The sequence below is a fragment of the Nonomuraea gerenzanensis genome, from assembly GCF_020215645.1.
In the GTDB taxonomy this organism is placed as follows: domain Bacteria; phylum Actinomycetota; class Actinomycetes; order Streptosporangiales; family Streptosporangiaceae; genus Nonomuraea; species Nonomuraea gerenzanensis.
Window position 1 is genome coordinate 5501301 of sequence record NZ_CP084058.1, and the last position, 25162, is coordinate 5526462.

Annotated in this window: 17 protein-coding genes; 14 read left to right on the forward strand and 3 right to left on the reverse strand. The window is 72.8% G+C overall.

The features are described from left to right. Positions 1-141: 141 nt before the first annotated feature. The gene (locus LCN96_RS25785) at positions 142-477 is read left to right on the forward strand and encodes a hypothetical protein (protein WP_225275458.1); all 336 of its coding nucleotides are present in this window, start codon (positions 142-144) and stop codon (positions 475-477) included. A 7-nt stretch (positions 478-484) separates the two neighbouring features. Here LCN96_RS25785 and LCN96_RS25790 read toward each other — a convergent pair whose 3' ends face one another. Further along, the gene (locus LCN96_RS25790) at positions 485-1135 is read right to left on the reverse strand and encodes an Lrp/AsnC family transcriptional regulator (RefSeq protein WP_311131911.1); all 651 of its coding nucleotides are present in this window, start codon (positions 1133-1135) and stop codon (positions 485-487) included. A 107-nt stretch (positions 1136-1242) separates the two neighbouring features. Here LCN96_RS25790 and LCN96_RS25795 point away from each other — a divergent pair, with 107 nt between their 5' ends. From LCN96_RS25795 to LCN96_RS25820, 6 genes are read left to right on the forward strand one after another with little or no spacing between them, the layout of a single operon-like run. After that, positions 1243-2823: an ABC transporter substrate-binding protein gene (locus tag LCN96_RS25795; protein ID WP_225275459.1), complete on the forward strand. Its 1581-nt coding sequence runs from the start codon at positions 1243-1245 to the stop codon at positions 2821-2823. A gap of 12 nt (positions 2824-2835) precedes the next feature. Further along, positions 2836-3858, forward strand: a complete 1023-nt coding sequence (locus LCN96_RS25800; protein WP_225275460.1) for an ABC transporter permease — start codon at positions 2836-2838, stop codon at positions 3856-3858. Continuing rightward, positions 3855-4715 carry an ABC transporter permease gene (locus LCN96_RS25805; RefSeq protein WP_225275461.1) on the forward strand — a complete coding sequence of 287 codons (861 nt, stop codon included), beginning with the start codon at positions 3855-3857 and terminating at the stop codon, positions 4713-4715. The genes LCN96_RS25800 and LCN96_RS25805 overlap by 4 nt, the downstream gene beginning before the upstream one ends. Next, positions 4712-5485 carry an ABC transporter ATP-binding protein gene (locus LCN96_RS25810; RefSeq protein WP_225275462.1) on the forward strand — a complete coding sequence of 258 codons (774 nt, stop codon included), beginning with the start codon at positions 4712-4714 and terminating at the stop codon, positions 5483-5485. Before LCN96_RS25805 ends, LCN96_RS25810 begins: the two co-directional genes overlap by 4 nt. After that, positions 5482-6393 (forward strand): ABC transporter ATP-binding protein, encoded by a 912-nt coding sequence (locus LCN96_RS25815; RefSeq protein ID WP_225275463.1) that lies wholly within the window; start codon positions 5482-5484, stop codon positions 6391-6393. Before LCN96_RS25810 ends, LCN96_RS25815 begins: the two co-directional genes overlap by 4 nt. Further along, complete coding sequence (locus tag LCN96_RS25820) at positions 6390-7457, forward strand: M24 family metallopeptidase (protein WP_225275464.1); 1068 nt, start codon at positions 6390-6392, stop codon at positions 7455-7457. Before LCN96_RS25815 ends, LCN96_RS25820 begins: the two co-directional genes overlap by 4 nt. A 179-nt stretch (positions 7458-7636) precedes the next feature. Here LCN96_RS25820 and LCN96_RS25825 read toward each other — a convergent pair whose 3' ends face one another. Next, positions 7637-7843 (reverse strand): 4-oxalocrotonate tautomerase family protein, encoded by a 207-nt coding sequence (locus LCN96_RS25825; protein WP_225275465.1) that lies wholly within the window; start codon positions 7841-7843, stop codon positions 7637-7639. Positions 7844-7980: 137 nt separating this feature from the next. Between LCN96_RS25825 and LCN96_RS25830 the strand changes: the two genes are divergently transcribed. From LCN96_RS25830 to LCN96_RS25855, 6 genes are all read left to right on the forward strand, one after another. Beyond that, complete coding sequence (locus tag LCN96_RS25830; protein ID WP_225275466.1) at positions 7981-8685, forward strand: TetR/AcrR family transcriptional regulator; 705 nt, start codon at positions 7981-7983, stop codon at positions 8683-8685. A 187-nt stretch (positions 8686-8872) separates the two neighbouring features. Continuing rightward, positions 8873-12634 carry an nSTAND1 domain-containing NTPase gene (locus LCN96_RS25835; RefSeq protein ID WP_225275467.1) on the forward strand — a complete coding sequence of 1254 codons (3762 nt, stop codon included), beginning with the start codon at positions 8873-8875 and terminating at the stop codon, positions 12632-12634. A 34-nt stretch (positions 12635-12668) separates the two neighbouring features. After that, on the forward strand, positions 12669-13301 hold the full coding sequence (locus LCN96_RS25840; RefSeq protein WP_225275468.1) for a hypothetical protein: 633 nt from the start codon (positions 12669-12671) through the stop codon (positions 13299-13301). 193 nt (positions 13302-13494) lie between these two features. Further along, the gene (locus LCN96_RS25845; RefSeq protein ID WP_225275469.1) at positions 13495-14616 is read left to right on the forward strand and encodes a serine hydrolase domain-containing protein; all 1122 of its coding nucleotides are present in this window, start codon (positions 13495-13497) and stop codon (positions 14614-14616) included. Between the two features lie 88 nt (positions 14617-14704). Next, positions 14705-15133: a hypothetical protein gene (locus LCN96_RS25850; protein WP_225275470.1), complete on the forward strand. Its 429-nt coding sequence runs from the start codon at positions 14705-14707 to the stop codon at positions 15131-15133. Then, the gene (locus LCN96_RS25855; protein WP_225275471.1) at positions 15130-18210 is read left to right on the forward strand and encodes a tetratricopeptide repeat protein; all 3081 of its coding nucleotides are present in this window, start codon (positions 15130-15132) and stop codon (positions 18208-18210) included. Before LCN96_RS25850 ends, LCN96_RS25855 begins: the two co-directional genes overlap by 4 nt. Positions 18211-18263: 53 nt before the next feature. Here the strand turns inward: LCN96_RS25855 and LCN96_RS25860 are convergent, their stop codons facing one another. Further along, positions 18264-20135, reverse strand: coding sequence for an ABC transporter ATP-binding protein (locus tag LCN96_RS25860; RefSeq protein ID WP_225275472.1), 1872 nt, complete (start codon positions 20133-20135; stop codon positions 18264-18266). 107 nt (positions 20136-20242) lie between these two features. Here LCN96_RS25860 and LCN96_RS25865 point away from each other — a divergent pair, with 107 nt between their 5' ends. Next, positions 20243-25138 carry a DUF4132 domain-containing protein gene (locus LCN96_RS25865; protein WP_225275473.1) on the forward strand — a complete coding sequence of 1632 codons (4896 nt, stop codon included), beginning with the start codon at positions 20243-20245 and terminating at the stop codon, positions 25136-25138. The last annotated feature ends 24 nt before the right edge of the window (positions 25139-25162 follow it).

Below are 25162 nucleotides of genomic sequence, written 5' to 3' on the forward strand. Positions count from 1 at the left end.
GTGCGGCCGGATGGACTGAGCCGCGCCCGCGCGCCCTCCGGCGCGGGCCGGGCTGGACGGATTTCCGCCCGTTGACAGAACGCCCTCACCATATGTCCAGCCGCATGCTGATATTTCGGAAATGTTAGGGACCATGGGGGCGTGAATCTCAACGGTCGTACCTTCGTGATGGTCAGCTCGACGGCGAGCGCGGTGAACCCCGACAGTCCCACCCGGTTCCAGTACTGGGAGGCCGACGAGGTCGTGTGGGGCGAGTACACCGGCGACACGGTGACCCACGGGCGCTTCGTCGGCACCCGCGACGGCGACCAGGTGTCGATCGCGTACGCGCACGCGCTGAAGGCCGGCGGCAAGGCGGGCGGGCAGAGCAGCAGCCGCATCGAGACCGGCGACGACGGGCTGCTGCGCCTGGTGGAGGAGTTCAGCTTCGACGGGGACGACACGCTGCACGTGAGCGTGTGCACCGAGGTCGCCTGACCGGCGCCTAGTCGTCCTTGCGCAGGGCGGCCCGGCCCTCGGCGGCGCCGACGAAGCGCATCTTGCCGAGCGGCACGTCGCCCTGCGCCTCCTGCACGGGCCGCCGCTGCTGCCGGGGCCGGTCACGGGCCGGGTCGCGGTCGCTGGGCAGCACGTACGGCCGCCTGAGCACCTCGTCCAGGATGAACACGGTTTCGGTCGCCTTGACCGCCGGGATGTTGGCCAGCCGGTCGGTCACCATGGTGTGCACGGCGGCCACGTCGGAGACCCGTACCTGGATCATCGCGTCGTGCTGGCCGGTGGTGATCGCGCAGTACTCCACCTCCGGCATCCGCGCCAGTTCGGCCCTGAACTGCTTCCACATCTGCTGGCGCACGGTCACGAAGATCAGCGCCGTGATGCCGAGCCCCGTCCTGACGTGGTCGATCTCCGCCGTGAACCGTTTGATCGCGCCGTCGGCACGCAACGCCTCGAAGCGGGTGTAGGCGTTGGCCCGGGAGATGCCCACCCGCTCGGCCAGCGCCGCGACGGAGATCCTGCCGTTCTCGCGCAGGACCTCAAGGATCTTCAAGTGGATGTCGTCCAGCTCGAGACCGATGCCGATCCGTCCAGGCTGACCGCCACCGCTGACACCATTTCTGGAAATTTCACTCATCATTACCTCACTGACCTTTATATACGTCTTGCCGACCGCACAGTCCCTGGACGATCTGCCGGACAATCCTCGACATCCTTCTGCTGAACGTCCAATTTTGGAGGACTCTCATGGCGACCCGCTCGCAGACGGCGGCCGTGCTGCTCGCCGGTGCACTCGCCCTGGCCGCCTGCGGCGGCGGCGGCAACTCACAGGCCCCCGCGGCCTCCGGCGGCGGTGGTAAGACCCTCGTCATCGACACGTCCTTCGACCTCAAGACCGCCGACCCCGGCCGCACGTACGAGCCCACGGGCCTCATCGTCGGCAAGGCCGTCTACGAGACGCTGCTCACCTTCGACGGCGCCGACGTGACCAAGCCGGTGCCGGCGCTGGCCGAGTCGTACGAGCTGTCGGAGGACGGCAAGACGCTGACCCTCAAGCTCAAGCAGGGCGCCACCTTCGCCGACGGCACTCCGGTGACGGCCGACGACGTGGTGTTCTCGCTGACCCGCGTGCGCGACATGAAGGGCACGCCGTCGTTCCTGCTGGACGGCGTCGAGGTGGCCAAGACCGACGACACCACGATCACGCTGACGTCGAAGACGGCCAACCCGGCGCTGCCGTTCATCCTGCCGAACCCGGCACTCGGCATCCTCAACAGCAAGCTCGCCAAGCAGAACGGCGCGACCACCGACGCCCAGGACAAGGCTGAGCAGTACCTGAACGCCAACTCCGCCGGCTCGGGCCCGTACACCATCGAGTCCTTCAACGTGAGCAGCCAGGTCACGCTCAAGGCGAACCCGAAGTACTACGGCACCAAGCCCGCCTACGACAAGGTCGTCCTCCGCAACGTCGAGGCCGCCACGCAGAAGCTGAACGTCCAGCGCGGCGACAGCCAGGTGGCCCTGAACCTGTCGGGCGACCAGGTCACCGGCATGCCCGCGACCCTCCAGGTCAAGAAGACCGCCTCGGCGAACGTCATCTTCCTGCTGGCCAACCAGGACTCCGCGATCAGCAAGACCACGCCGAACGCCAAGTTCGTCGAGGCCGTGCGCAAGGGCGTGGACTACGCGGGCCTGCTGGAGCTGGCCGGCGAGGGCTCGACCCAGGCGCCGGGCGTGATCCCGTCCCAGATCCTCGGCGCGCTGCCCGCCGACCAGGGCGCCAAGCGCGACGTCGAGGGCGCCAAGGCGGCGCTGGCCGCCAGCGGGCTGACGAACCCGACCGTGAAGCTGGAGTACCCGAGCGAGCTGACCGTCAACGGGCTGTCGTTCCAGCCGCTGGCCGAGCGCATCCAGGCCAACCTCAAGGAGGTCGGCATCACGGTGGACCTGCAGCCCGCGCCGGTCACCACGGCGCTGGACAACTACCGCAACGGCAAGGAGGAGATGGGCCTGTGGTACTGGGGCCCCGACTATCCGGACCCCAGCGACTACCTCGCCTTCCTGCCCGGTAAGACCGTCGGCCTGCGGGCCGGCTGGAAGCCGGGCGCGGCCAAGGAGATCGAGGAGGCGGGCGCCAAGGCCGCCGAGACGATCGGCGACGACGCGCGCAAGACCGCCTACGCCGACGTCCAGACCAAGCTCAACGCCGCCGGGCCGTTCATCCCGCTGATCCAGCCGAGCCAGAACATCGTTTCGGCCGCCTCGGTGACCGGCCTGGAGTACCACCCGGTGTGGACCGTGGACGTCGCCGACCTCGGCGCGAAGTAGGGGCGGTCCGAGGTGCCTCCGCTCGCGCGGTTCCTCGTCCGCCGCGTCCTGCTGGCCGTGCTGATGGCCTGGGGCATCACGCTGGTGACGTTCGTCCTGACGAACCTCGTCCCCGGCGACCCCGTGGCGGCCAACCTCGGCCAGCGGGCGCTGGGCGACCCGGCCATCGTCGCCCAGTGGCGGGCCGAGCACGGCCTGGACAAGCCGCTCTGGCAGCAGTACCTGATCCACCTGCAGGGCCTGGTCCAGGGCGACCTGGGCATGAGCCAGCAGAGCCACCGGCCCGTCAGCCAGGACCTGGCCGAGTTCGTGCCGGCGACGCTGGAGCTGGCGGGCGCGGCGATCCTGGTCTCGCTGGTGCTGGGCGTGGCGTTCGGCGTGGTGGCCGCGCTGCGCCGCGACCGGCTCTCCGACCACGTGCTGCGGGTGCTGAGCCTGATCGGCATCTCGGTGCCGACGTTCTGGCTGGCGCTGCTCGCGTTCTACGTGTTCTTCTACCGCCTGCAGATCACCCCGGGCAGCGGCCGGGTGGACGCCGCCCTCGGCGGCGCCCCCGCCGTCACCGGGCTGCAGACGGTGGACGCCGTGCTGGCCGGCCGCTGGGACATCTTCTCCTCAGCCGTCGGCCACCTCATCACGCCCGCGCTGGTGCTGGCCCTCTACACGATCGGCCTGCTGACCCGCTTCACCCGCTCGGCGGTGCTGGAGGTGCTCGGGCAGGACTACGTGCGCGCCGCCCGCGCCAAGGGCCTGCCCGGCAGGACCATCCTGTTCCGGTACGTGCTGCGCTCGGCGCTGGTGCCCATCATCACCGTGGCGGGCCTGGCCTTCGGCAGCCTGCTGTCGGGCACCGTCCTGGTCGAGGCGATCTTCGCCTGGCCCGGCATCGGCCAGTACGCCTACAAGAGCGCCACCACCCTCGACCTGCCCGCCGTCATGGGCGTCGGCCTGGTCGTGGGCATCGTCTATCTCGTCATCAACCTGGTCGTGGACGTCCTGTACGGCGTCATCGACCCCCGAGTGAGGCTGCAATGACCCGCGTGAGTCTCCTGGGGCGGCTGCCCGAGGCGTGGCGGCAGCCGCTGGCCGTCGCCGGCGCCGTGCTCGCGCTGCTGTGGGTGGTCGTGGCGCTGGCCGCGCCCTGGCTCGCCCCGCACGACCCGCTGGCCCAGGAGCTGCCCCGGCTCGCGCCGCCAGGCCCCGGCCACTGGTTCGGCACCGACCAGCTCGGCCGCGACATCCTGAGCCGCGTCATGTACGGGGCCCGGGTGTCGATCCCGCTGACGCTGCTGCTGGTGGCCCTGTCGGTGCTGATCGGCGGCCTGCTCGGCGCGTGCGCCGGGTACTTCGGCCGCTGGCTGGACGAGACGATCATGCGGGTGGCGGACCTGGTGTTCGCGTTCCCGACCGTGATCCTGGCCATGGTGGTGGCCGCCGCGCTGGGCGCCAGCCTCACCAACGCGGTGCTGGCCGTGCTGGTGGTGGCCTGGCCCGCCTACGCCCGCGTCACGCGCGGGCTGGTGCTCGGGGTGCGCGAGCGGGAGTTCGTGCTGAGCGGCCGGCTGCTGGGCTTCTCCGTGTGGCGCTCGCTGCGCGTGGACGTGCTGCCGAACATCACCGGCCCGGTCCTCGTGCTGGCCACGCTCGACATCGGCACCGCGCTGCTGCTGCTGTCCGGGCTGTCGTTCCTGGGGCTGGGGGCCAAGCCGCCGTCCCCCGAGTGGGGGGCGATGGTGGCCTCCGGCGTGGAGGTGTTCGACAGCTGGTGGGTGGCGACGTTCCCGGGGCTGGCCATCCTGACCGTCGTGCTGGCGTTCAACTTCCTGGGCGACACGCTGCGCGACGCCCTCGACCCCCGCACGGCCCGCGCGATCAAGGAGCGTGCCCTGTGACGCTGGACATCACCGATTTGCGCGTCTCGATCGGCGGCAAGGAGATCCTGCGCGGTGTGGACCTGCGGCTGCAGGCCGGGCGCGTGCACGGCCTGGCCGGGGAGAGCGGGTCGGGCAAGACGATGACCGGCCTGGCCGCGCTCGGCCTGCTGCCGCACGGCGGCCGGGCGACCGGCTCCATCCGGCTCGGCGAGCGCGAGCTGCTGACGCTGCCGCCCAAGGAGCTGAACCGGGTGCGCGGCGGCCAGATCGCCATGGTCTTCCAGGACCCCGCCACCAGCCTGCACCCGATGCTGACCATCGGCAGGCAGCTCACCGAGCACATGCGCCACCACCTCGGGCTGGGCAAGGCCGAGGCGAAGGCGCGGGCCGTGGAGCTGCTGGCCAAGGTCCGCATCCCGGGGCCGGAGGAGGCGTACGGGCGCTACCCGCACCAGTTCTCCGGCGGCATGCGGCAGCGGATCGCCATCGCCATCGCGCTGGCCTGCTCGCCGCAGGTGCTCATCGCCGACGAGCCCACGACCGCGCTGGACGTGACCGTGCAGGCCGGCGTGCTGCGGCTGCTGCGCGGCCTCTGCGACGAGCTGGGGCTCGCGGTGCTGCTGGTCACCCACGACCTGGGCGTCATGTCGGCGGTGGCCGACGAGGTGAGCGTGATGAAGGACGGCCTGGTGGTCGAGTCCGGGCCGCGCGGCCGGGTGCTGCGCGAGCCTGAGCACGCCTACACGCGTGCCCTGCTGGACTCCCTGCCCGATGCGGAGCTGCGATGAACGACCTGCTCACCATCGACGACCTGGTCGTCGAGCACCGCTCCCCGGGGCGCCCCGTCGTGCGGGCCGTGGCCGGGGCCAGTCTTACCGTACGGCCCGGCGAGGTCGTCGGGCTCGTGGGCGAGTCCGGCTGCGGCAAGTCGACGCTGGCCCGCGCGGTCTGCGGGCTGAACCCGATCACCGCCGGCTCGATCGGCTTCGACGGGCAGCCCGTCACGCCGCTGGGGCTGCGCCGCCGCAGGCTGACCGGGATCCAGATGGTGTTCCAGGACCCCTACGCGTCGCTGAACCCGCGTCGGCGCGTGGGCGACCAGATCGCCGACGGCCTGCGCGCCGGCGGCGACAGCGCCGCGTCCCCCGCCGACCTGCTGGAACGTGTCGGCCTGCCGCGCGACTTCGCCGGGCGGCACCCGCACGAGTTCTCCGGCGGGCAGCGGCAGCGCATCGCCATCGCGCGGGCGCTGGCGGCGCGGCCCCGGCTGCTGATCGGCGACGAGCCGATCTCCGCGCTGGACGCCTCCGCACAGGCGCAGGTGGCCCGGCTGATGCGGGACCTGGCGGTCGAGTCGGGGGCCGGGCTGCTGTTCATCAGCCACGACCTGTCGGTGGTGCGGCTGATCGCGGACCGGATCGCGGTCATGTACCTCGGCAAGATCGTCGAGGTCGGCGACACGGCGGAGGTGTGGGCGAACCCCCGGCACCCGTACACCAGGGCGCTGCTGGCGGCCATCCCGCAGCCGGACGGGCTCGGCGTGCTGCCGGCGGAGCTGCCCGGCGACGTGCCGGACCCGGCCAGCCCGCCGTCCGGATGCCGGTTCAGCCCGCGGTGCCCGCTGGTGATGGACGTGTGCCGCGACAAGGAGCCGGACTTCGGGCCGGTCGCCTGCTGGCTGCACGAGCCGAAGTGAACCCCCGGCCGGACGCCGCCCCCGACCCGGCGGCCACACCCCCGGCGGTCGCACCGGACGCGGCGGCCACGCTCCCGGCGGCGGTGGCCGTGCCCGAGGCAGTGGTCGCGGCGCGGGTCGCCGGGGCGCGGCGGGCCATGGCGGGGGCCGGGATCGACGCGCTCGTGCTGCGGCCGTCCCCCGACTTCCGCTTCCTCGGCGGCGGCCCGGGCCCGTTCCTCGTCCTCACCCAGGACGACCTGGCCGAGACCGGCGACCCGGCCGCGCTGGTGCCCCAGGGGGCGCGGCGGGTCGGGGTCGATCCTGAGATGCGGGTGCGCGAGCTGTTCGGGCTGGCGATCGAGGCCGAGCTGGTCCACGCCGGCCCGGTGCTCGCGCCGCTGCGCCTGCGCAAGGAGCCGTACGAGATCGACGCGTTGCGGCGCGCGGTGGCGGCGGCGGAAGGCGTGCTGGAGCGGGTGCGGGAGCTGGCCTGGTTCGGCGAGACCGAGTGGGCGATGGCCGCGCGGCTGCGCACGCTGCTGCTGGAGTCCGGGTGCGAGGAGCCGCTGTCGCTGCGGGTGTCCGCCGGCGAGCACACGGCGCGGCCCGCGCACCGGCCCTCGCGACGGGTGATCAACCCGGGGGACGTGCTGGGAGTGTCGGTGTGCGGCCGGTGGGACGGCTACTGCGCGGAGTCGGCCCGGGTCTTCGTGGTGGCCGAGCCGCCGGAGGACTTCGAGGCGATGTACTCGGTGGTGCTCGCCGCCCACCGCGCGGGCCTGGCGGCCCTGCGGCCCGGCGTCCCGGCCGGCGAGATCGCCCGGGCGGTGACCGAGATGATCGACGGCAGCGGGTACGGGCGCTTCGCCTCGCCGCACGCCGGCCGGGGCATCGGCCTCAGCCTCTTCGAGGGACCGGGTGAGGACACGGTCCTGGAGGCCGGGATGACGTTCTGCCTGGAGCCTGCCATCCAGGTGCCGGACCTGTTCGGGGCCAGGGTGGCGGACGTGGTGCTCTGCTCGGAGGTCGGCGCGGTCCCGCTCGGCACGCTCCCGCACACGCTGCACGCCCTCGACCGTTAGCGTTCCGCCCGGTGTGCCGGCTCGATCCGGGCCGTGACCCGCCCAGAACACGATCCGGCAGCACGGTGGGCAGGGCTCGGGCCGGCACGGCCGGAAGGGCACCGAGCCGTCCATCGAACACATCTGACGCGCGTCCCCCGCCCGCCGTCGCGGCGCGCGGGGGACACGCTGGGCGGCGGTCAGCTCCGGCCGAGCAGCTCCGCGGTCAGGACGTTCCCACCCAGACCCCAGCCCCCGTCCGGAACCTCCTCCAGCAGAACCAGGGTGGTGGCACGGGCGCGTTCCCCGTAGACGGCGGCGTAGGCGTCGGTGACGGCGTCGATGAGCTTCTTCTTGGACTCGGGGGTCAGGGTGTCGGCGGGCACCTTGAGGTTGGCGAACGGCATATCGGTTGGCCCTTCCATCTGTGCGGGATCGCTCACGAAACTCCATAACGCCGATACGCATCGCTCGTATCAACGTTACGCCACGACGGTAGCACAGCTCCGTATCACCGCTAGCCACAGCCGATATCATCGATCGCATGACAGAGACGGACCCGCTCCGCACGGCGATGATCGAAGCCGCGGAGCGGCAACTGGCCACCTCCACCGACCACGAGATCGCCACCCGCGCGGTCTGCGAGGCGGTCGGCGTCAGCCAGCCCGTCCTCTACCGCCTCTTCGGCGACAAACGCGGCCTCCTCGACGCCGTCGCCGACCACGGCTACGAGCGCTACGCCGCACTCAAAGCCGCTCAGGAACAGACCGACGACCCGATCGCCGACCTCCACGCCGGCTGGGACGGCCACCTGGCCTTCGCCCACGCGAACCCGGCCCTGTACCAGCTCATGTTCACCCCACGCCCGTGGTCCCGCTCCACGGCGCGAGAGCGCGTGATGGACCTCCTGGTGGCGGCGCTCACCCGCTGCGCGGCGGCAGGCGCCTTGAAACTCGAACCCCGGACCGCCGCCCAGCTCATCCTCGCGGCCAACGTCGGCACCGCCCTCGACCACATCGCCAGACCGGCCCTGTTCGACGACCCAGCCCTGTCCCACCGCATGCGCGACGCCGTGTTCTCGTACGTACTCACCGACCCGGCCACCCGCGACGACGCCGACCCCCTGCACGCCACCGCGCTACGCCTGCACGCGCAACTCGACCTCGCGGGAACCGACGCCCTCGAACCAGCCGAGATCGCGCTTCTGCGGCGATGGCTCGAACGCATCACCCACCCTGGCCGAGGCTGATCAGCACATGAGCCCCCAGGATCCTCCACCCCGGGTTCGGGCGTTGCCTTGCCGGTGACGCGTTCGTCACCATGGGTGCCACCGCGGGTGGACGCCCCGGAGCAGGCCGGGGTGTCGCAGACAGGGCGGTGACCAGTCGAGGGAGGCCGGTCCAGCGATGGACGCACCAGACGAGGTGGCTCCGGATGTGCCGGCTGACCGAGAAGGTGTCCACCTGCACGCGCAGGCCAGTGGGCAGGGACGGGTGTTCCAGGCCGGGAGAGATCAACATTTCCACTACCGGGAGGGCACCCGCGCCCGCACGCACACGGAGCCCGGAGAGGTCCTGGATGAGTGCCCCTACCCGGGACTGGCCGCCTTCGATCAGGCACACGCTCGCTGGTTCTTCGGCCGGGACCGCCTCACCGCCGACTTGATCGACCGCCTCGATCGACGACTGCGATCGGGCGGGCCGCAGCTGGTGGTGGCCTCCTCGGGCGCGGGGAAATCGTCGCTGCTGCGGGCGGGCCTGCTGCCGAAGCTGGCCGACGGCGCGTTACCCGGCTCGGCCCGCTGGACGAAGCTGCTCTTCACCCCCACCGCCAGCCCCATGCACGCGCTGGCCACGCAGCTCTCCGCGATCGCGGCGGAGCCTTCGCCCGCGCCATCGCCGGAACTCCTGGCCGAAGCGCCGGCGGCGGAGGAACTGGCCGCCGACCCCCAGGCGTGCCGCGCCCTTCTGGAGGGCCTCTCGGCCGGTCGTGACGGTCTGCTCCTGGTGGTGGATCAGTTCGAAGAGGTCTTCACGCTCTGCGGCGACGTCGAGCAGCGGCGCACGTTCATCGACCTGCTCGGTGGCTTCGCCGCCCACCGCGACGGCGGATCGGCGCTGCTGGTGATCGGCGTGCGCGCCGACTTCTACGCCGCGTGCGCCGACTTCCCCGCCCTCAAGGCGGCGCTGCAGGACGCCCCCGTGGTGGTGGGGGCGATGTCGGACGAGGAGCTGAGGGAGGCCATCACCTTTCCCGCCCAGGACGTCGGCCTCGACATCGAGCCGGGCCTGCTGCACGTGCTGCTGCGCGACCTGGGCACGGACGGCGACGGGCGCACCGGATACCAGGCGGGCAAGCTCCCTCTCCTGGCCCACGCGCTGCGTGCCTGTTGGCAGCAGCGCAGCGGCGGCACCCTCACGGTCGAGGGATACGAGAGCGCGGGCGGCATCCAGCACGCCATTTCCACCACGGCTGACCAGGCCTACGACAGCCTCGACGCCGCAGGCAGACGGATGGCACGCTCCTTGTTCCTGCGGCTGATCAGAATCGGCGACGGAACCGGCGAGTCGAGGCGGCGGCTGTCCCGCGCGGACCTGATCGACGCGAGCGCCGACCCCGTGTTGGCCGCGACCGTCGTCAACGTGTTCACCGAGGTCCGCCTGCTCACGCAGCACCTTGAGACTGTCGAGATCACGCACGAGGCGCTGCTGCGAAGCTGGCCGCAGTTGCGGCGCTGGATCGACGACGACCGTGCGGGCCGACTCGTCCAGCAGGAGCTGGACGAGTCCGCGACCGCCTGGGACCGCGAGTCGCGCGACCCCTCGCTGCTCTACCGGGGCAGCCGCTTGGGTGTCGCCACCGATTGGGCGGCGAAGGCGTCCGCCGACGATCTGTCCCCCGTCGTCAAGGCGTTCCTGGAGTCCTCGGTGACGCGGCAGAGGCGAGCCGCCAGGCGGCGTACCGCCACCATCGTCTTCCTCACGGTGCTCGCGCTGCTGGCCAGCACCGCCGCCGTCGTGGCGGCCGACCAGTGGAACACGGCGGTGGCCCGTGATCGGATCAATCTGGCCCGGCAGCTGGCCGCCAAGGCCGAGGCGTTGCTGGCGACGCGCCTGGACACGGCCCAGCTCCTCGCGGTGGCCGCCTACGAACTGGACCAGAACCCGCAGACCCGGGACGCGATCTTTCAGGCCACGACCGTCAGCCCGCATCTCGCCAAGTTCCTCTACGCCTCCTCGCGGGTGACGGCACTCGGCTCCTCGGCCGACGGCCGTTTCCTGGTGACCGGCGCCCACGACGGTGACGTACGGCTCTGGGATCTCAGCACGTTCGCCGGCCAGTCGCTCTCCAGGCTGCGCGGGCCGATCATCGACGTCGCCGTGGACGCCGGCGGCGAGGCGATCGCCTACACCGACGGAGAGAGCGTGCAGGTGTGGCGGAGGGAGACGGGTGCCAGGACCGTCACCGGACCGTCCGGGCTCGTCCCCGACGCGGTCGGCCTCAGCCCGACGCATCGGTATGTCGTCGTTTCGTACTCCGGCGATCCCACCTCCACCCACCGGTCCCTGATAGCCGTGCACGAGGAGACGACCGGCCGGACGCGGACGGCCAGATCCGCACTGAACCTGTCGAAGTCGGGCGAGATCGTCTTCACGGGGGAGAACGAGGCAATCATCTACAACCGGTTCAATGCGTGGGAGCGCTGGTCGGTACCGGAGCTGACCGGACGGCCGCCGGCTGCGGCGTTCGTGCCCGTCGACCTGCCGGCCGTGGCGGCGATCTCGCCCAAGGGCCGGTTCTTCGCGGCGGCGTGGGGCGAGACCAGGGTGCCGATCTGGCGGACGGACTCCGTGCCGCGAACCTCGCCGACGAGGGGCCTGACCGGAGCCGCGTCGGGTTACAACCCCACTGCCATCGCCGTCAGCGCCGACGGCGACCGGTTGGCCGTGGCGGACACCGGAAGGATCCAGGTCTCGACCACGGCCAAGAACGAGCCCACCGACTCGAAGGTCCTGACGGGAAACAACGCGATCAACCCCCATGGTCTGGCCTTCCTCGGGGACAGCGCGGATCGGCTGGTCTCCGCTTCAGGGCACATCCTGGCGATCTGGGACCTCAACCAGGTGACCCGCCTGGGCCGGCGCATGTCCATCCCCCTGAAGTGGTCCTGCATGGCTTGCAGCGGGCCTGCTCTGGCCGTGCGCCCCGGCCATGACGACGTGCTGGTGACGAGCGACTCCGGCCCGCCCCAGGCGATCCTCGCCGGACTGGGCGGCGACACCTTCTGGAGCAGGCGACTCAAGGGAGCGTACGCCTACGCGGCATGGAGCCCCGACGGGCAGAGGCTCCTGCTGGTCGAGAACGAAGGCAGGACGGAGATCCGCGGTCCCGCGCCGGACTGGCCGGTCATCACCAGTTGGGAGACGGGCGAGGACTACCTCCTGGGAGCGGCATGGACCCCCGACGGGCGCGGCATCATCACCGTCCGCGACCCGGGTGACATCGTCCTCCTCGACGCCGGCAGCGGCCGGGTCATCCACACGCTTCCGCACTCCGCCGACCGCCGGAGACACCTGAGCCAGAATTACGGGACCGCTGGGACCGCCGACATAGATCCTTCCACGATGACAGTGGTGTTCAAGGAGTTCTCGGCGAGGCTGGACGCCGAAGTGTTGCGCGTCGTCGACATGGCCTCCGGCCGGGAACGGCTCATCGAGGGCGACTCGGTCGTCGGTATCGCCTTCACCCAGGGACGTCTGCTCATCCAACGGCGGACCGGCGATCTGGAGGTCAGGGACGCGCACACGACCAGGCTGCTGCGCCGGTTACCCGAGAACGGACACTATGTGGGAGGGATCTGGGCCGACCAGAACGGAACAGTCGGCCGGCTGCGTGCCGACGGGGCAATCGTCCTGACGGATCTGGCCTCCGAAACGGACATCGCAGAGATCGGGCTTCCTCCGGAGCCACCGTATGTCAAAACCGCCATCGCTTTCCTGCCCGGGGGCAAAAGGCTTGTCGCGGTGACGGAACCGCATCATGAGCGGAGGGCGAGACTGGTGCTCTGGGAGTACAGCGAGGACAAGATGCTCCAGGCCGCCTGCGCCGCGGTCGGCCGTACCTTGTCCGCTGAGGAGCGCAAGCTCTACCTCGGCTCCAATGCGCTGGACGACGATCCTTGCCCAGAGCGGTCCTGAGCCGTGCAGCACGTCATCTCCGTATGGTGAAGGCATGTTCTTCGAACCCCCACCAGCGCAGGAAGAACCGACCCGCCCACCCAAGCCCGCACTCCCGGCCTGGTCCGCCCCGCCGGCGGACGAGATGGGCGCCGTGCTGATCAGCGGGCTGACCCTGGCCCGCACCCCGAACGTCGCCATCACCCTGCCGACGATCCAGGCCTTCACCACCGGCTGCCTGATCAACGTGGACATCGTCACCAGGCGGGGAACGCTTTCCCGCGACGACTTCCAGACCCTCCAGTTCTCGGTGTTCCCTCACATGATCACCGGCGTCAAGGCCGATCAGCCACTACCGGACCAGCTCCTGCGGTTCGGTGTTCGCTTCGCCGGCGGCGCCAAGGCCACCACCGTCGGGCAACGCCTGGACAGGACACAACTGCCGCAGGACCCGCCACCAGGTCCGCAGCTCTCCATGCTGCTGCCCGGCATGTCCTTGCGCAGCGGTGACGAGGACGCGGGTGTCATGACCATGGGGCTGTGGCTGTGGCCCTCACCGCCCCGCGAGAGTTTCGAATTCGCCGTGGAATGGCCCATCGCCGGGGTCGAGCTGAGCATCGTCGAACTCGACGGCACCGCCATCGCGGACGCCGCGCAGCGAGCGGTCCCGTACTGGCCGGAGCCCTAGCTTCCACCGGAAACGGTGAGGAAACGGCGACAGGGCTAGACAAGGAAGCGCCGCAGGCGGCGGTGGGCGCGAGGCCGGCGAATGGCGTGGCGTCACCGCCCACCACCCCCGCCATCGACCCGCCATCGACCTCATGGCGCCCGAGGCCGCAGCCGCCGCCGGCGACATCCCATCACCACCGGAGGGAGCGACCATGAGGACCTCGACGAGGATCGGCCTGGCGGGCCTGGGCTGCGCGATGCTGACGCTGAGCGTCATGCCCCCCGCCACCGCGAGCCGCCCCCACCTCGGAAACGTGCAGCGGGCGCTCACCGAGCTGGCGGGAAACGCGGAGGTGGTCGGCGCGATCGGCGCCGTCTACGTCCACGGCAGGCAGGTCGACCTGGGCTCCGCCGGCACGAGGCTGCTGAACGGCGGCGGCGGCAGGATCCCGCCGGGTGCCCGCTTCCGGATCGGCTCGCAGACCAAGTCCATGACCCAGGTCGTCATCATGAAGCTGGTCACCGAGCGGAAGCTCAGCCTGGACGACAGGCTCAGCGACCTGCTGCCCGAGGTCGCCCAGCAGGGGCTGGTGCGTTTCGCCGACCAGATCACCGTCGAGCAGCTCATCCACCACACCTCCGGCATCCCCAACTGGTACACCCCGGAGCTGGTCGACTACTTCGACTTCGACACCTACCACGCGCCGATCGAGCTGATCGCGAAGACCAAGGACCTCGAGCGGCCCTTCCCACCCGGTGAGGGGTACTCCTACTCCAACACCAACTACTTCCTGCTCGGGCTGATCATCGAGAGGCTCTCGGAGCACCACTCCGTGGCGGCCGAGTTCCAGGAGCGCATCTTCGACCGGCTGCACCTGCGTGACACCTACCTGCCAGTCACCTTCCCCGGCGGGATCAGGGGCCCGCACGGTCACGGCTACTTCCCGGACGAGAACGGCACGCTACGCGACGTCGACCGGCTCAACATGAGCTACGGCTACGCCGCCGGAGGCGTGATCTCCACCACGGACGATCTGAGCGCCTTCCACGAGGCGCTGGCGACCGACCTGCTGACGAAGGAGGAGCAGGACGCGCTGAACGCCGGCCGCCCCGCCCCCGGGCAGCCGTCGGAGCCGCGGCCCGATCCGCGCGTGTGCGGCGAGTACGCGCCGGTGAAGGGCGGCTCGCCGGGCTTCTCCGCCCTGACCTACCAGAACCGGGACGGCAGCCTGCAGTTCATCGTCTCCGTCACGCTGGGCACGAGGAACACCGACCCCGCCGTCGAGCCGCTGGTGAAGAAGGCGGCCGAGGCGGTGCTCTGCCCCGAGGGCTGACGCCGGGCGATTGAGTACCCCCGTACTCATGGCCGCCCCCGATCCGGCCGCCTATCGTGAACGGCAGCCGAGAACGGAGGAGCGACCCGTGATGGAAGCCGTCGCCGAACTGGTGATGACCGGTGCCGCGACCGTGGTCGCCGCCATGGCGACCGACGCGTGGCAGAGCGCCAGGACGAGGGCGGCAGCCCTGTTCGGCCGAGGCGACGAGGAACGGCGCGACCTGGCAGCGGCCCGGCTCGACCGCGCCGCCGCCGAGGTGGAGGCGGCGGACCCGGCCGAGCGGGACGAGGTCCGGCAGCGGGTCGCCGCCGCCTGGCAGGTGCGGCTGGTGGACCTGCTGGACGACCATCCGGAGGCGGAGGCGGAGCTGCGCCGGGTGATCGAGGAGCTGAGCGGACGGTTGCCGGCCGCGCAGCAGAGCTGGGTGCAGCACATCACCGCGCGGGGACAGGGATCGGTCGCCCAAGGGGTGATGTTCGGCACCATCATCAACCACCGGAAAGAGCCGGAGTGAGCAACCAGTCCGTCACCGTGACGGCGGGGGTCGGCTACGGCGTCATCGGCGCCGACCTGCATGTGTTCGGTGACGGCAGCCCGCTGTACCTGCTGGAGAACTGGCGTCCACCGGCCCCGGCGGACTCGGGCGCGCTGCGTGAGCAGCCGAGCCGGATGCTGAACGCGCGCCACGCCGTCGTGGAGTTCACCGGCCGCGAGGAGGAGCGGCGGGAGCTGCTCGGGTGGCGCGACGGCACGAAGAAGCTGGGTGTCAGGTGGCTGCACGGTCCGGGAGGGCAGGGCAAGTCACGGCTGGCCGCCAGGCTGGCGGAGGAGTCGCTGGCGCAGGGGTGGAAGGTCGTCGCCGCGCTGCACGGGCCCGGCACCGTCCTGCCGGCGGACCGGCAGGAGGACCTGAGCCTCACCGGCGCCACCGGCCTGCTGCTCGTCGTCGACTACGCCGACCAGTGGCCGCTGACCCACCTGACCTGGCTCTTCAGCAACGCGCTGCTGCACAGGCCGGGAGTGCGGACCAGGGTGCTGCTGGTGGCGCGGACGCTGGACGCCTGGCCCGCGGTACGCGCGACGCTGGCCACGCACCTGGCCGCCACCTCGGCGCAGGCGCTGCCCGCCCTGGACACCGGGGGCGAGCGCGAGGAGATGTTCCGCGTCGCCCGTGACAGCTTCGCCAGGCACTACACCGTGGCCGAGCCGGAGGCCGTCCGGGTGCCCTGGCTGGGCGCGCCCGACATGGGCCTGACCCTGGGCGTGCACATGGCGGCACTGGTGGCGGTCGACGCCTTCGCGACAGGGGCACGGCAGCCGCGGCCGACCGACCTGGCGGCGCTCGCCGCGTACCTGCTCGACCGGGAGCACCTGCACTGGGCCCGGCTGCACAGCGAGGAGACGCACCGGCTCTCACCTGCGGGCCGCACGTTCACCACGACGCCGCAGGCGATGCACTACACCGTCTTCCTCGCCGCCCTCACCGGCTCCGTCGACCGCGCGACCGGGCGGGCGCTGCTCCAGGACCCGCCGGTGGAGCTGGAGGCGGAGCGGGCGCTGGCCGACCACGCGCACTGCTACCCGCCCGAGCGGCCGGGATCGGTGCTCGAGCCGCTCTATCCCGACCGGCTGGCCGAGGACTTCCTGGCGCTCACCGTCTCGGGCCACCCCGTCGACTATCCCGCACAGCCGTGGGCCGCCCCGGCCACCGCCACGCTCGTGCGCCGGCCGGGGGAGTGGACCGACGACCGGCGGCTGCTGCCGCCGCAGGAGCAGGCGCCCCCCTGGACGCCACGGGCGGTCACTTTCCTGGCCGCCGCGGCGGCCCGCTGGCCGCACGTGGGGCCGAACTGCCTGTTCCCGCTGCTGCGCGAGGATCCCTTCCTGGCACTGGACGCGGGCAACGCCGCGCTGGTCGCCCTCGCCGAGTCGGCCGACTTCGGCCTGCTGGAGTCGCTGGCCAAGCGCCTGCCTGCGGAGCAGAACGCCGACGTGGACGTGGGGGCCGCCGCGGTGGTCAAGCGGGTGACGGACGAGCGGCTGGCCGTGGTGGACGACCCGGGCCTGCGGGCGGAGTTCCTGACCTACCTGGCGCAGCGGTTGTCGTTCGCCGGGCGTACCGAAGAAGCCCTGGAACCCATCGGGGAGGCGCTGGAGATCCACCGGCGGCTGGCGGAGCCGTCCAAGCTGGCCGGGACGCTGGATCTGCTGGGGGTCGCGCTGGAGGCGCTGGGCGAGCAGGAGCAGGCGCTGGCCCGCACCGCCGAGGCGGTGGAGATCTACCGTCAGGTGGCCGAGCCTGCGCAGCCCGGGCACCTGGCCGCGTTCGCCGTCGCCCTGCACAACGCCGCCAGGCTGTACCTGGCGGTGGGCGACCCGCGCCGGGCCTTCGAGCACGCGGAGGAAGCGCTCGGCCTGGACATCCGGCTGGCCGGTGCCCATCCGGGCGAGCACGTGGCGAGCGTCGCCGCGTCGTTGTCGATGGTGGCCACGACGTTGTCGGCGATGGGACGCCACGAGGAGGCGCTGCGGTTCGTGGAGCAGGCGGCGCAGATCCTCACCGCCCTGGCCGAGGTGGACCCGGCCACGCACCTGCCCGAGCTGGCCGACGTACAGAACAACAGGGGCGTCATCCTCTCCCACCTGGGCCGCAGGACCGACGCGGTGACCCCCGTGATGGAGGCGGTCGCGGCGGAGCGGCGGCTGGCGGAGGCCAACCCCGACGTCCACCTGCCCGGCCTGGCCCTCGCGCTCAACAACCTGGGCACCCGCCATACGGAGCTGGGCGAGTTCGCCGAGGCGCTCGCGGCGGCGGAGGAGTCGGTACGCATCCACACCCGGCTGGCCGCCGCCAACCCCGCGGCGCACCGCCCGGGGCTGGCCATGTCGCTGCACAACCTCAGCAGCACGCAGCTGCTCATGGGGATGGCGCGGCAGGACGAGGAACGCATGCGCCTGGGCATCGAGAACGAGCGGCGGGCCCTGGAGATCCAGCGTGAGCTGGCGGCCGCCCAACCGGCCAGGTACAACCTGGACCTGGCCGGGCAGCTGATGGCCTTCGGCCTCAAGCTCTCCCAGGTCGGGCGGCCCGCCGACGGGCTGGAGCCGACGCAGGAGGCGTTGCTGATCCTGCGTGACCTGGCGGTGGCGGACCCCGACGCCCACGGGGGGAGCCTGGCGCTCGCGCTGCACACCTTCGCCCTGGTACGTGCCGGTGCCGCCGTGGACCTGGAGCGGGCGCGGGCCGCCTTCGAAGCGGCCTTCGGCCTCTGGCGTGCCCTGGAGGAGCAGGAGCCGGGGACGCACCTGGCCCAGCTCGCGAGCGGGCTGATCGGCTACGCGGCGACCCGCGCCACCAGCGGGATCACCACCGAGCAGGCGCTGGCGGCGGCCGAGGAGGCCATCCAGCTCTACGACCGGATCCTGGAGGCGGCGCCGGACGACCGGATGCAGGCGGTCGCCCGCTGGGGCGCCTGCCACCTGCTGGCCGAGCTGCTGGCGGAGGCGGGCCTCGGCGCGGAGGCGGCGGAGCTGCGCGCCCGGCTGACCGAGGAGGAGGCGCGTGCGGCCGAGCCGTTCGTGCAGCCATGACGGCGCCTCCTCCCGGGTGCCGCCGGGCTGCGTGCCGCCGGCTGTGGGGTTTGTCACCGGTAGGCGGTCGCCTGAAGGGTGTACAGGTCGCTGTACAGGCCGCCACCGGCGATCAGCGTCTCGTGTGTCCCCTGCTCACTGATCCTCCCGTGGTCGAGCACGTAGATGCGGTCGGCGTAACGGACGCTCGCCAGGCGGTGGGTGATCAGCACGACGGTGCGGCCGTCGGCATGGGCGCGCAGCCCCTCGAAGGCGGCGTGCTCGGCGCGGGCGTCGAGGGCGGCGGTGGGCTCGTCGCAGATCAGCAGGTCGGCGTCGCGGTGGAAGCCGCGGGCCACGGCGATGCGCTGCCACTGGCCGCCGGACAGCTCGCAGCCGTCCTTGAAGCGGCGATCCAGCAGGGTGCGGTAGCCGTGCGGCAGGCCGGCGATGACCTCGTCGGCGCCGGCGATGGCGGCGGCGGCGTGCAGGGCGGGCTCGCCCTTGTCGGTGCCCATGGTGATGTTGTAGCGGGCGGTCAGCGGCCAGCGGGTGTGGTCCTGGGCGATGACGGCGGTGCGCAGGCGGACCGCGTCGGGGGAGACGTCCCTCAGGTCGAGGTCGTCCCAGTGGACGGTGCCGGTGTCGGGCTCGTACAGGCCGGCCAGGATCTTGGCCAGGGTGGTCTTGCCTGAGCCGTTCTCGCCGACGAACGCGATCACCTCACCGCGTTTGATCTCCAGGGACACCCCGCGCAGCGCCGGGGTGTCGGAGCCGGGGTAGGAGAACGTGAGGTCCTCGGCGGTGATCCGGCGGAAACCGGTCAGGGCGGCGGTGGCGGGGCGGTCGCCGGCCGGGCGGTGCCGGGCGGCGCACAGGTCGAGGAAGCCGGTGAAGTCGGTGAAGTACAGGCCCTCCTCGTACAGGCGGTTGGTGGCGTACATGAGGTTGGCCAGCGAGGTCTGGGCGGACTTGATGGCCAGGACGGCGGTGCCGGCGACGGCCAGCGGGATCGCGGCCACCATCAGCAGCAGCCCGAGAGCGACGTAGACCAGGCCCGAGCCGAGGCCGCCGACGGCGTCGCCGGCGAGCCGCGTGATCGTCTGCCTGCGGGCCAGGCCGAGGCGGACGTCCTGCTCGGCGACGGCGACCGCGTCGTACATCTGCAGCAGGAAACCCCGCATGGTGAACGCGCGCACCTCGGCGGCGGAGTCGCGCTCGGCGAGCAGCCTGCCGATGATCCATTTGCGGCGGCGGACCGGGATGAGGGCGTACTCGGTGGTGTAGCGCATGCGCGCGGCGCGGACGGCGGCCCACGCGTCGGGCAGCACGGCCAGCAGCAGCAGCGGCAGCAGGACAGGATGCAGCACGCCCAGCACCCCGGCCACGGCCACCAGCCCGATGGCGGCGGTCAGGACGTCGATCGCGGAGGTGACCACGGTGGAGGCGATGTACAGGCCGCGCGAGGTGGCGCGTTCCAACGCGTCGTGGAAGTCGGGATCGTCGAAGGCGGCGAGCGGGACCGCGCTGGTCTGCTCGTAGAGCTCCTCCTCGGTGACGCGCGAGATCTGCGGCGTGAGCCGGGACTGCGCCCACCCCGCGCCCGCCTGCACCGCGGCGCGCAGCGTGGCCGCCGCGGCGACCAGGGCGAGGCTCGGCAGCGCGGCCTGGACCCGGTCGAGGGTGGGGCCGGTGGTGAACAGCGCGGTGAGCACCCCGGTGGTGGCCAGCAGGCCGAAGGCGGTGAAGACGCCGCCGAGCAGGTTGAGCACGACCGCGCCCAGGGTGTCGCGGGGGCTGGCCCGCCAGGCCACGTCCATGGCCTGGCGGATGAGGGCGGGCAGGCGTCTGGCGATCGTGAGGAAGCGCACTTCGGCCATCTTGTCGGCGTGGCCGTACCAGTCGGAGATCGTGATCTCGCCCATGTCCAGGGCATCAGCTGCCATGACGCAGAGTATGAACGAGGTGACCGACAGTTTCCTGCGCTCGTTTCCCGCGAGAGGCGTCCGTTTCCCGCGAGAAATGTCCGAGGCATGATCAAGAATGGCCTGCCATGGGATGGATCACGATCGCCACGGGGCACGAGCTCACCGTCGGGCAAACGCGGCGGCCGGTGCTCGCCTGCCGCACCGCCGCAGGTCACACGCTGGCCAAGGTGCCCGCCGGCGTCAAGAAGGACCCTGCGGCGGTACGCCTCATCGCCCTGTGCGACCGGCTCGCCGAGCACGCGCGGGCGGTGCACGACCGGGTCGAGTCCTGGATGGTGCGATCGCTGCCCGTCCCGGCCGAGGTGTTCGCGGCGGTGTGGGATGACCCGGTGTGGCGCGAGACGCTCACCGGCCTGGTCGTCGCCCCGATCACCGGCGGCAGGCCCGACCTCGGCCGCTGCACGCTCCTGCGCGAGGGCACGTGGACGGGCGCGGACGCCTTCGCGATCCCGCACCCGCTGCTGCTCGGCGAGCACGAGCTGGCCCTCTGGCGGGCCCGGCACCTCACGCAGGCCGTCGAGCAGGTGCACCGCGAGGTGTGGACGCGTCCCGCGAGCATGGACCGCACGCACGGCGTGATCGACACCCTGCACGCGCAGTACGAGAGCGGCGCCGCGTTCGAGCGCCGCGTGCACGAGCTGGGCGGCCGCATCAGGGGCGACAGGGCGCGGTTCACCGTGCACGCGCCCGAGCCGCTCGGCATCGAGCTCGACCTCGACTGGAGCGGCCCGATGAGCCCGGCCTACCTGATGTCGCTGACCTTCACCGCAGGCGGCCGGGAGATCGGCGACATCGCCTGGTCGGAGGGTGTGCGCATCCTCGCGGCCCTGTACGCGGCCCGCACCCTGGACGAAGCCGAGCCCGAGCCCGAGCCCGAGACCGGGACCGTGGCGGCGGCGGAGGTGTACGCGCGCTACTGCGCCGCCCACGAGGGCGAGCCCGGCACCGTGGCGCGCTCCGGCCGCACCGAGCCGACGCGGGAGGTGCTGCTGCGCGCCGGGGCGGTGCTATCGGGCCAGCCCGCCGCCGCCGGCGAGGACCCGTGCGTGGCCGTCCGCTACGCGCACCCCGTCCTGGACATGCCGGTCGTCGAGCTGGTCCGGCGCGCGGCCGTGGACGGCGACAAGGCCGAGAAGTCGCTGTACGACCTGGCCCCGGTGGCCGAGACCGACGTCGGCGCCGTGCACGCGGGCCCGCTCGGCTTCCTCGCGATCGCCCTGCACGCGTACCCGGCGCACCGCGCCCGCATCCTGGCCGTGCACACCGACCTGCGAGCCGCCCGCGACCTGGCCGCCCGCAAGCCCGGCCTCGCGCGCACCGCGCTCACCCGCACCGGCGACGACCTGAAGACGCACGCGCCGGAGCTGCTGCCGCCCTTCTACGAGGAGTGCGCGCGGATCCTGGCCGCCGCGGGCAGCGCCCGCTTCGCCGCCGCCTGCTTCGAGCAGGCCCGCGCCGCCGAGGACGCGCACACGCTGCCGGTGGACGAGGCCGCGCTCGTCGCGGCGCACCTGGCCGCCGGGCCCGACGCCGCCGGCCCGGCCACGCTCAAGAAGCACGGCAAACGGCTCGCCGCCCGCCATCCCGCCCCCGACGCCTACCGCTGGCAGCGCGCCCTGCTCACCGCGTGGTGCGAGCACGTCCAGGACGGCGCGGACGGCGCGCTGGCCCTGGCCGACGGCTGGGCGGCGCTGGCCAGGGCCGCCAGGCGCGCGCTCGGCGGCCCCGAGGACGAACGCGCCGTGCGGGCCTTGCTGGCGAGCGGCTGCATGGAGTCGGCGCCGCAAGCCCTCTGGACGTTCGTCCTCACCCTGCTCGGCCCGATGGCGCGGGCGGACGCGGGCATCGGCCGCGCGCTCCTCGGCGTCCTGCCGCTGCCCGCCAAGGACACCCCCCAAGCGAAGAGCGCGGCGGTGTCACTGCTCCTGCGCAACCTCGCGGGCGCGGGCCTGACCGCCCCGTTCACCACCATCCCCGGGCCGGCGGTGCAGGACTGGCTCGGCCGCTTCCTGAAGCTGTACGCGGGGCTCGCGCTCCCCGTCGCCGGGCTCGGCGACCTCCTGCACGACGCCGGCACGCGGCTGCGCGCGGAGGGCCTGACCTGCGACGACCACGAGGCGGTGCTGGGCCTGGATGAGGACGAGGTCAACCGCTGGGAGGAGACCGCCGCGGACCTCCCGCTCCTCGACCTCCTCGTGGACCGCGGCGTCCCGCTCGCCCGGCCCCGGCTGCTGCACACGTTCAAGCTGTACGACCGGCTCGCCTCAGGGCCGGGCACCGACCTGGCCGCCGTCGCCGCTGACCCGGACTGGGCGCCGCTGCTGCGCGACGCGATCGTGGGCAACGTGACCAACCAGCTCAACGTCACCGAGCCCGCCGTCCCGAAGCAGACCGCTCCCGAGACCGTACGGGCCCTGACCACGACCCACGGAACGGCGCGGATCGTCGCCGCCATCCTGGCCGAGCACGCGGCACGCGTCCCGGACCAGGGGCTGCCGGACGCGCACGCCGCCCTGTGCGACGCCGGACGGTTCACCGTCGCCGGAGTGCCCGGCCCCCTCCTGGACAGCGTCCGGGCGATCGCGACCGGCACGGACCCGGCCCGCGCCCTGGCCGCCACGCTGAGCGGCGGCGTCCTCGACGAGCTGGAGCTGCCCGCCTTGCTGCCCGGCCACGTCAACACCATCACCGACTACCTGGAGGAGAGCGGCGCCGACCTGCTCCTGATCCAGTCGGGCCGGCTCTGGGAGCACCAGTTCCGCGCCTGCGTCGTCACCCCGGACGGAGCCGGCCCGTCCCACGGCTTCGGCACCTACGAGGACATCTCCAGCCGGTCCCACGAACGCACCGAGGCGCGCGACCTCTACGACCGCTGCCTGATCGCCGTGGACGGCCGGGTGACCGTGCTCGACCACGGCGGCCCGCACTGCCCGCACGGCAGCACGCATCCCGCCGCCCGCCGCGTCGTCCCGGCCGACGGCGAACGCGTCACCTTCCCCGGCGGCGCCGAGGCCACCGTGTGGCGCGGCCGGGGCCGGATCATCGAGCTGCGGGACCCGTACGGGCGCACCATCGGCCGCTACGTCCGCGGCTGGGGCAGGGTGCCCGAGCACGACGGCGCCGAGAACATCGGCACGGTCGAGCACCACCGCTACGCGGCCGGTACCCGCCTGGTCGTGCCGCCCGGCTGGTGGTCGGCGATGCGGCCGCGCGACCCCGAAGGGTCCAGGGCGCTGCGCGCCGTGGACGAGAAGCAGGCGCAGGCCCTGATCGACGTCGCCGACGCCGCGCTCGCCGCCGACCTCCTGCGGGTGCTGGACCCCGAGACCGGGTACGCGGAGCAGGGAGCCGCCGGCGACGAGCTGGCCGGACGGCTGCGCCCGCTCCTGCCGGAGATCACCGACGAGTCGCTCCTGAGGGGCGTCACGTTCCTGGTGTGGACGGCCGTCGAATGCCGCGAGCGCGCGTTCGCCCTGCTGGAACGCCTGGCGCTGACCCCGCCGCCGCACCTGCGCCCGGCACCCGCCGCCTCGGCGCCCGCCGTGCGGTCCGAGGAGTCCCGCGAGCCGTACGATCCGGGGCCCGAGTCCGCGTACGAGCGGATCGTGCACTTCACCCGGGCCGCCGCCGAGCTGCCGTACGAGATGAAGGTCGCGGCCTTCGACGCCACCGCCGTCAAGGGGATCGAGAACACGCTGGGCCGCCTCGGCGCCGCCGTCCTGGAGGCCGCGTGGGACGGCGGCGGGCACCCGCGACCGCCGCACCTGGGCGCCGTCGCGGAGGCCGGGTGGGACGGCGGCGGGCACGCGCGACTGCGGGAGCTGGCCGCCGTCCCCGAGCTCCTCCGCACCGACGGCACCTGGCACGTCGCCCGGCTGCGCCCGGGGTACGACCTCGGGCAGATCCACTCGGGCCGCGGCCCCATCGCCGCAGCCTCCGTGGCCGACCACGAGGAGGTGGGGTACGGGGACGCGGTCACGGCGCTCCTGCACACCCCGGGCGGTCCCGACCCGCTGCTGTTCACCCGCAACCGCGTCGTCGAGCTGCGGACCTGCCGGGGCTGGGGCGACCCCGACCGGCTCCGGCGGGCGCTCGACCTGATCGCCGAGAACGGCCCCCCGCCCGTGGACCGGGAGGCGACCGTACAGGCGTTCGCCGAGGCCACCGGCCTGTCACCCGCCCAGTGCCTGATCCTGCTGTCCACCTCGGCCCGCACGCTCTCCTGGCCGGACGGCTGGGCACGCGGCCGCGTCGCCGCCCTCCACCCGGGCGACGCCGCCCGCGCCGCCGGCCTGACCGAGCTCGACCTGCACCTCGCCGCGCTCTGTCTGGAGGCGCTCACCACCGCCGACGAGGCCGTCGAGGTCGTCGAGCTGCTCATGCCCGACGACCCCGCCGACCTCTGGCGTACGGGCCCCGACGTGGACCGGGCGGTCGCGTACTGGACGCAACGCCACCCGAGGCTCACCCCGCTCACCACCCGGCAGTGGGTCACCCTCGCCGCCGGCGCCGAGGAGGCCCTGGCGGCGCTGATCGCCCTGCTCGGCGAGCGCCCGTCCGTACCGCCGCTGGGTCACCTCGCCCAGGCCGCGCGGCTCCTGTCCGACCGCCTGCCCAAGGACCACCCCGCCCGGACGACCGTCGCCGCCCGCCTGCGTGACCTGCGCGAACACGTCGCCGCCCCGGACACGACGGTGCCTGTGGCGGCCGGGGTCACCTCGGTCACCGCCCTGGAGCGGGCCGCCGGCGCGACCGCGGCCCACCTGCCGGGCAGCAGGCTGGCCATCGGCGACGCCCTCGTCCTGGAGCCCGCCGGGGACGGCTACCGCGTCCACCTGCGCCCGGCCGGCTGGCCCGACCTGGACGCGCTGGCCCCGGCCCTGCGCCGCAGCGGCGCCACGGACGTCGCCCTGGTCACGGAGGACCTGCGCTTCCTCCTTTCGCCCGAGGCGTTCGCTTGATCGGGGGAGGCGAGGTCACGTCAG

What these genes read in the sequence shown, in the direction of transcription:
- LCN96_RS25860 (WP_225275472.1), bottom strand. Translation starts at nt 20,135, where the DNA reads ATGGCAGCTGATGCCCTGGACATGGGCGAGATCACGATCTCCGACTGG.
- LCN96_RS25845 (WP_225275469.1), top strand. Translation starts at nt 13,495, where the DNA reads ATGAGGACCTCGACGAGGATCGGCCTGGCGGGCCTGGGCTGCGCGATG.
- LCN96_RS25815 (WP_225275463.1), top strand. Translation starts at nt 5,482, where the DNA reads ATGAACGACCTGCTCACCATCGACGACCTGGTCGTCGAGCACCGCTCC.
- LCN96_RS25865 (WP_225275473.1), top strand. Translation starts at nt 20,243, where the DNA reads ATGGGATGGATCACGATCGCCACGGGGCACGAGCTCACCGTCGGGCAA.
- LCN96_RS25825 (WP_225275465.1), bottom strand. Translation starts at nt 7,843, where the DNA reads ATGCCGTTCGCCAACCTCAAGGTGCCCGCCGACACCCTGACCCCCGAG.
- LCN96_RS25805 (WP_225275461.1), top strand. Translation starts at nt 3,855, where the DNA reads ATGACCCGCGTGAGTCTCCTGGGGCGGCTGCCCGAGGCGTGGCGGCAG.
- LCN96_RS25840 (WP_225275468.1), top strand. Translation starts at nt 12,669, where the DNA reads ATGTTCTTCGAACCCCCACCAGCGCAGGAAGAACCGACCCGCCCACCC.
- LCN96_RS25830 (WP_225275466.1), top strand. Translation starts at nt 7,981, where the DNA reads ATGACAGAGACGGACCCGCTCCGCACGGCGATGATCGAAGCCGCGGAG.
- LCN96_RS25790 (WP_311131911.1), bottom strand. Translation starts at nt 1,135, where the DNA reads ATGATGAGTGAAATTTCCAGAAATGGTGTCAGCGGTGGCGGTCAGCCT.
- LCN96_RS25795 (WP_225275459.1), top strand. Translation starts at nt 1,243, where the DNA reads ATGGCGACCCGCTCGCAGACGGCGGCCGTGCTGCTCGCCGGTGCACTC.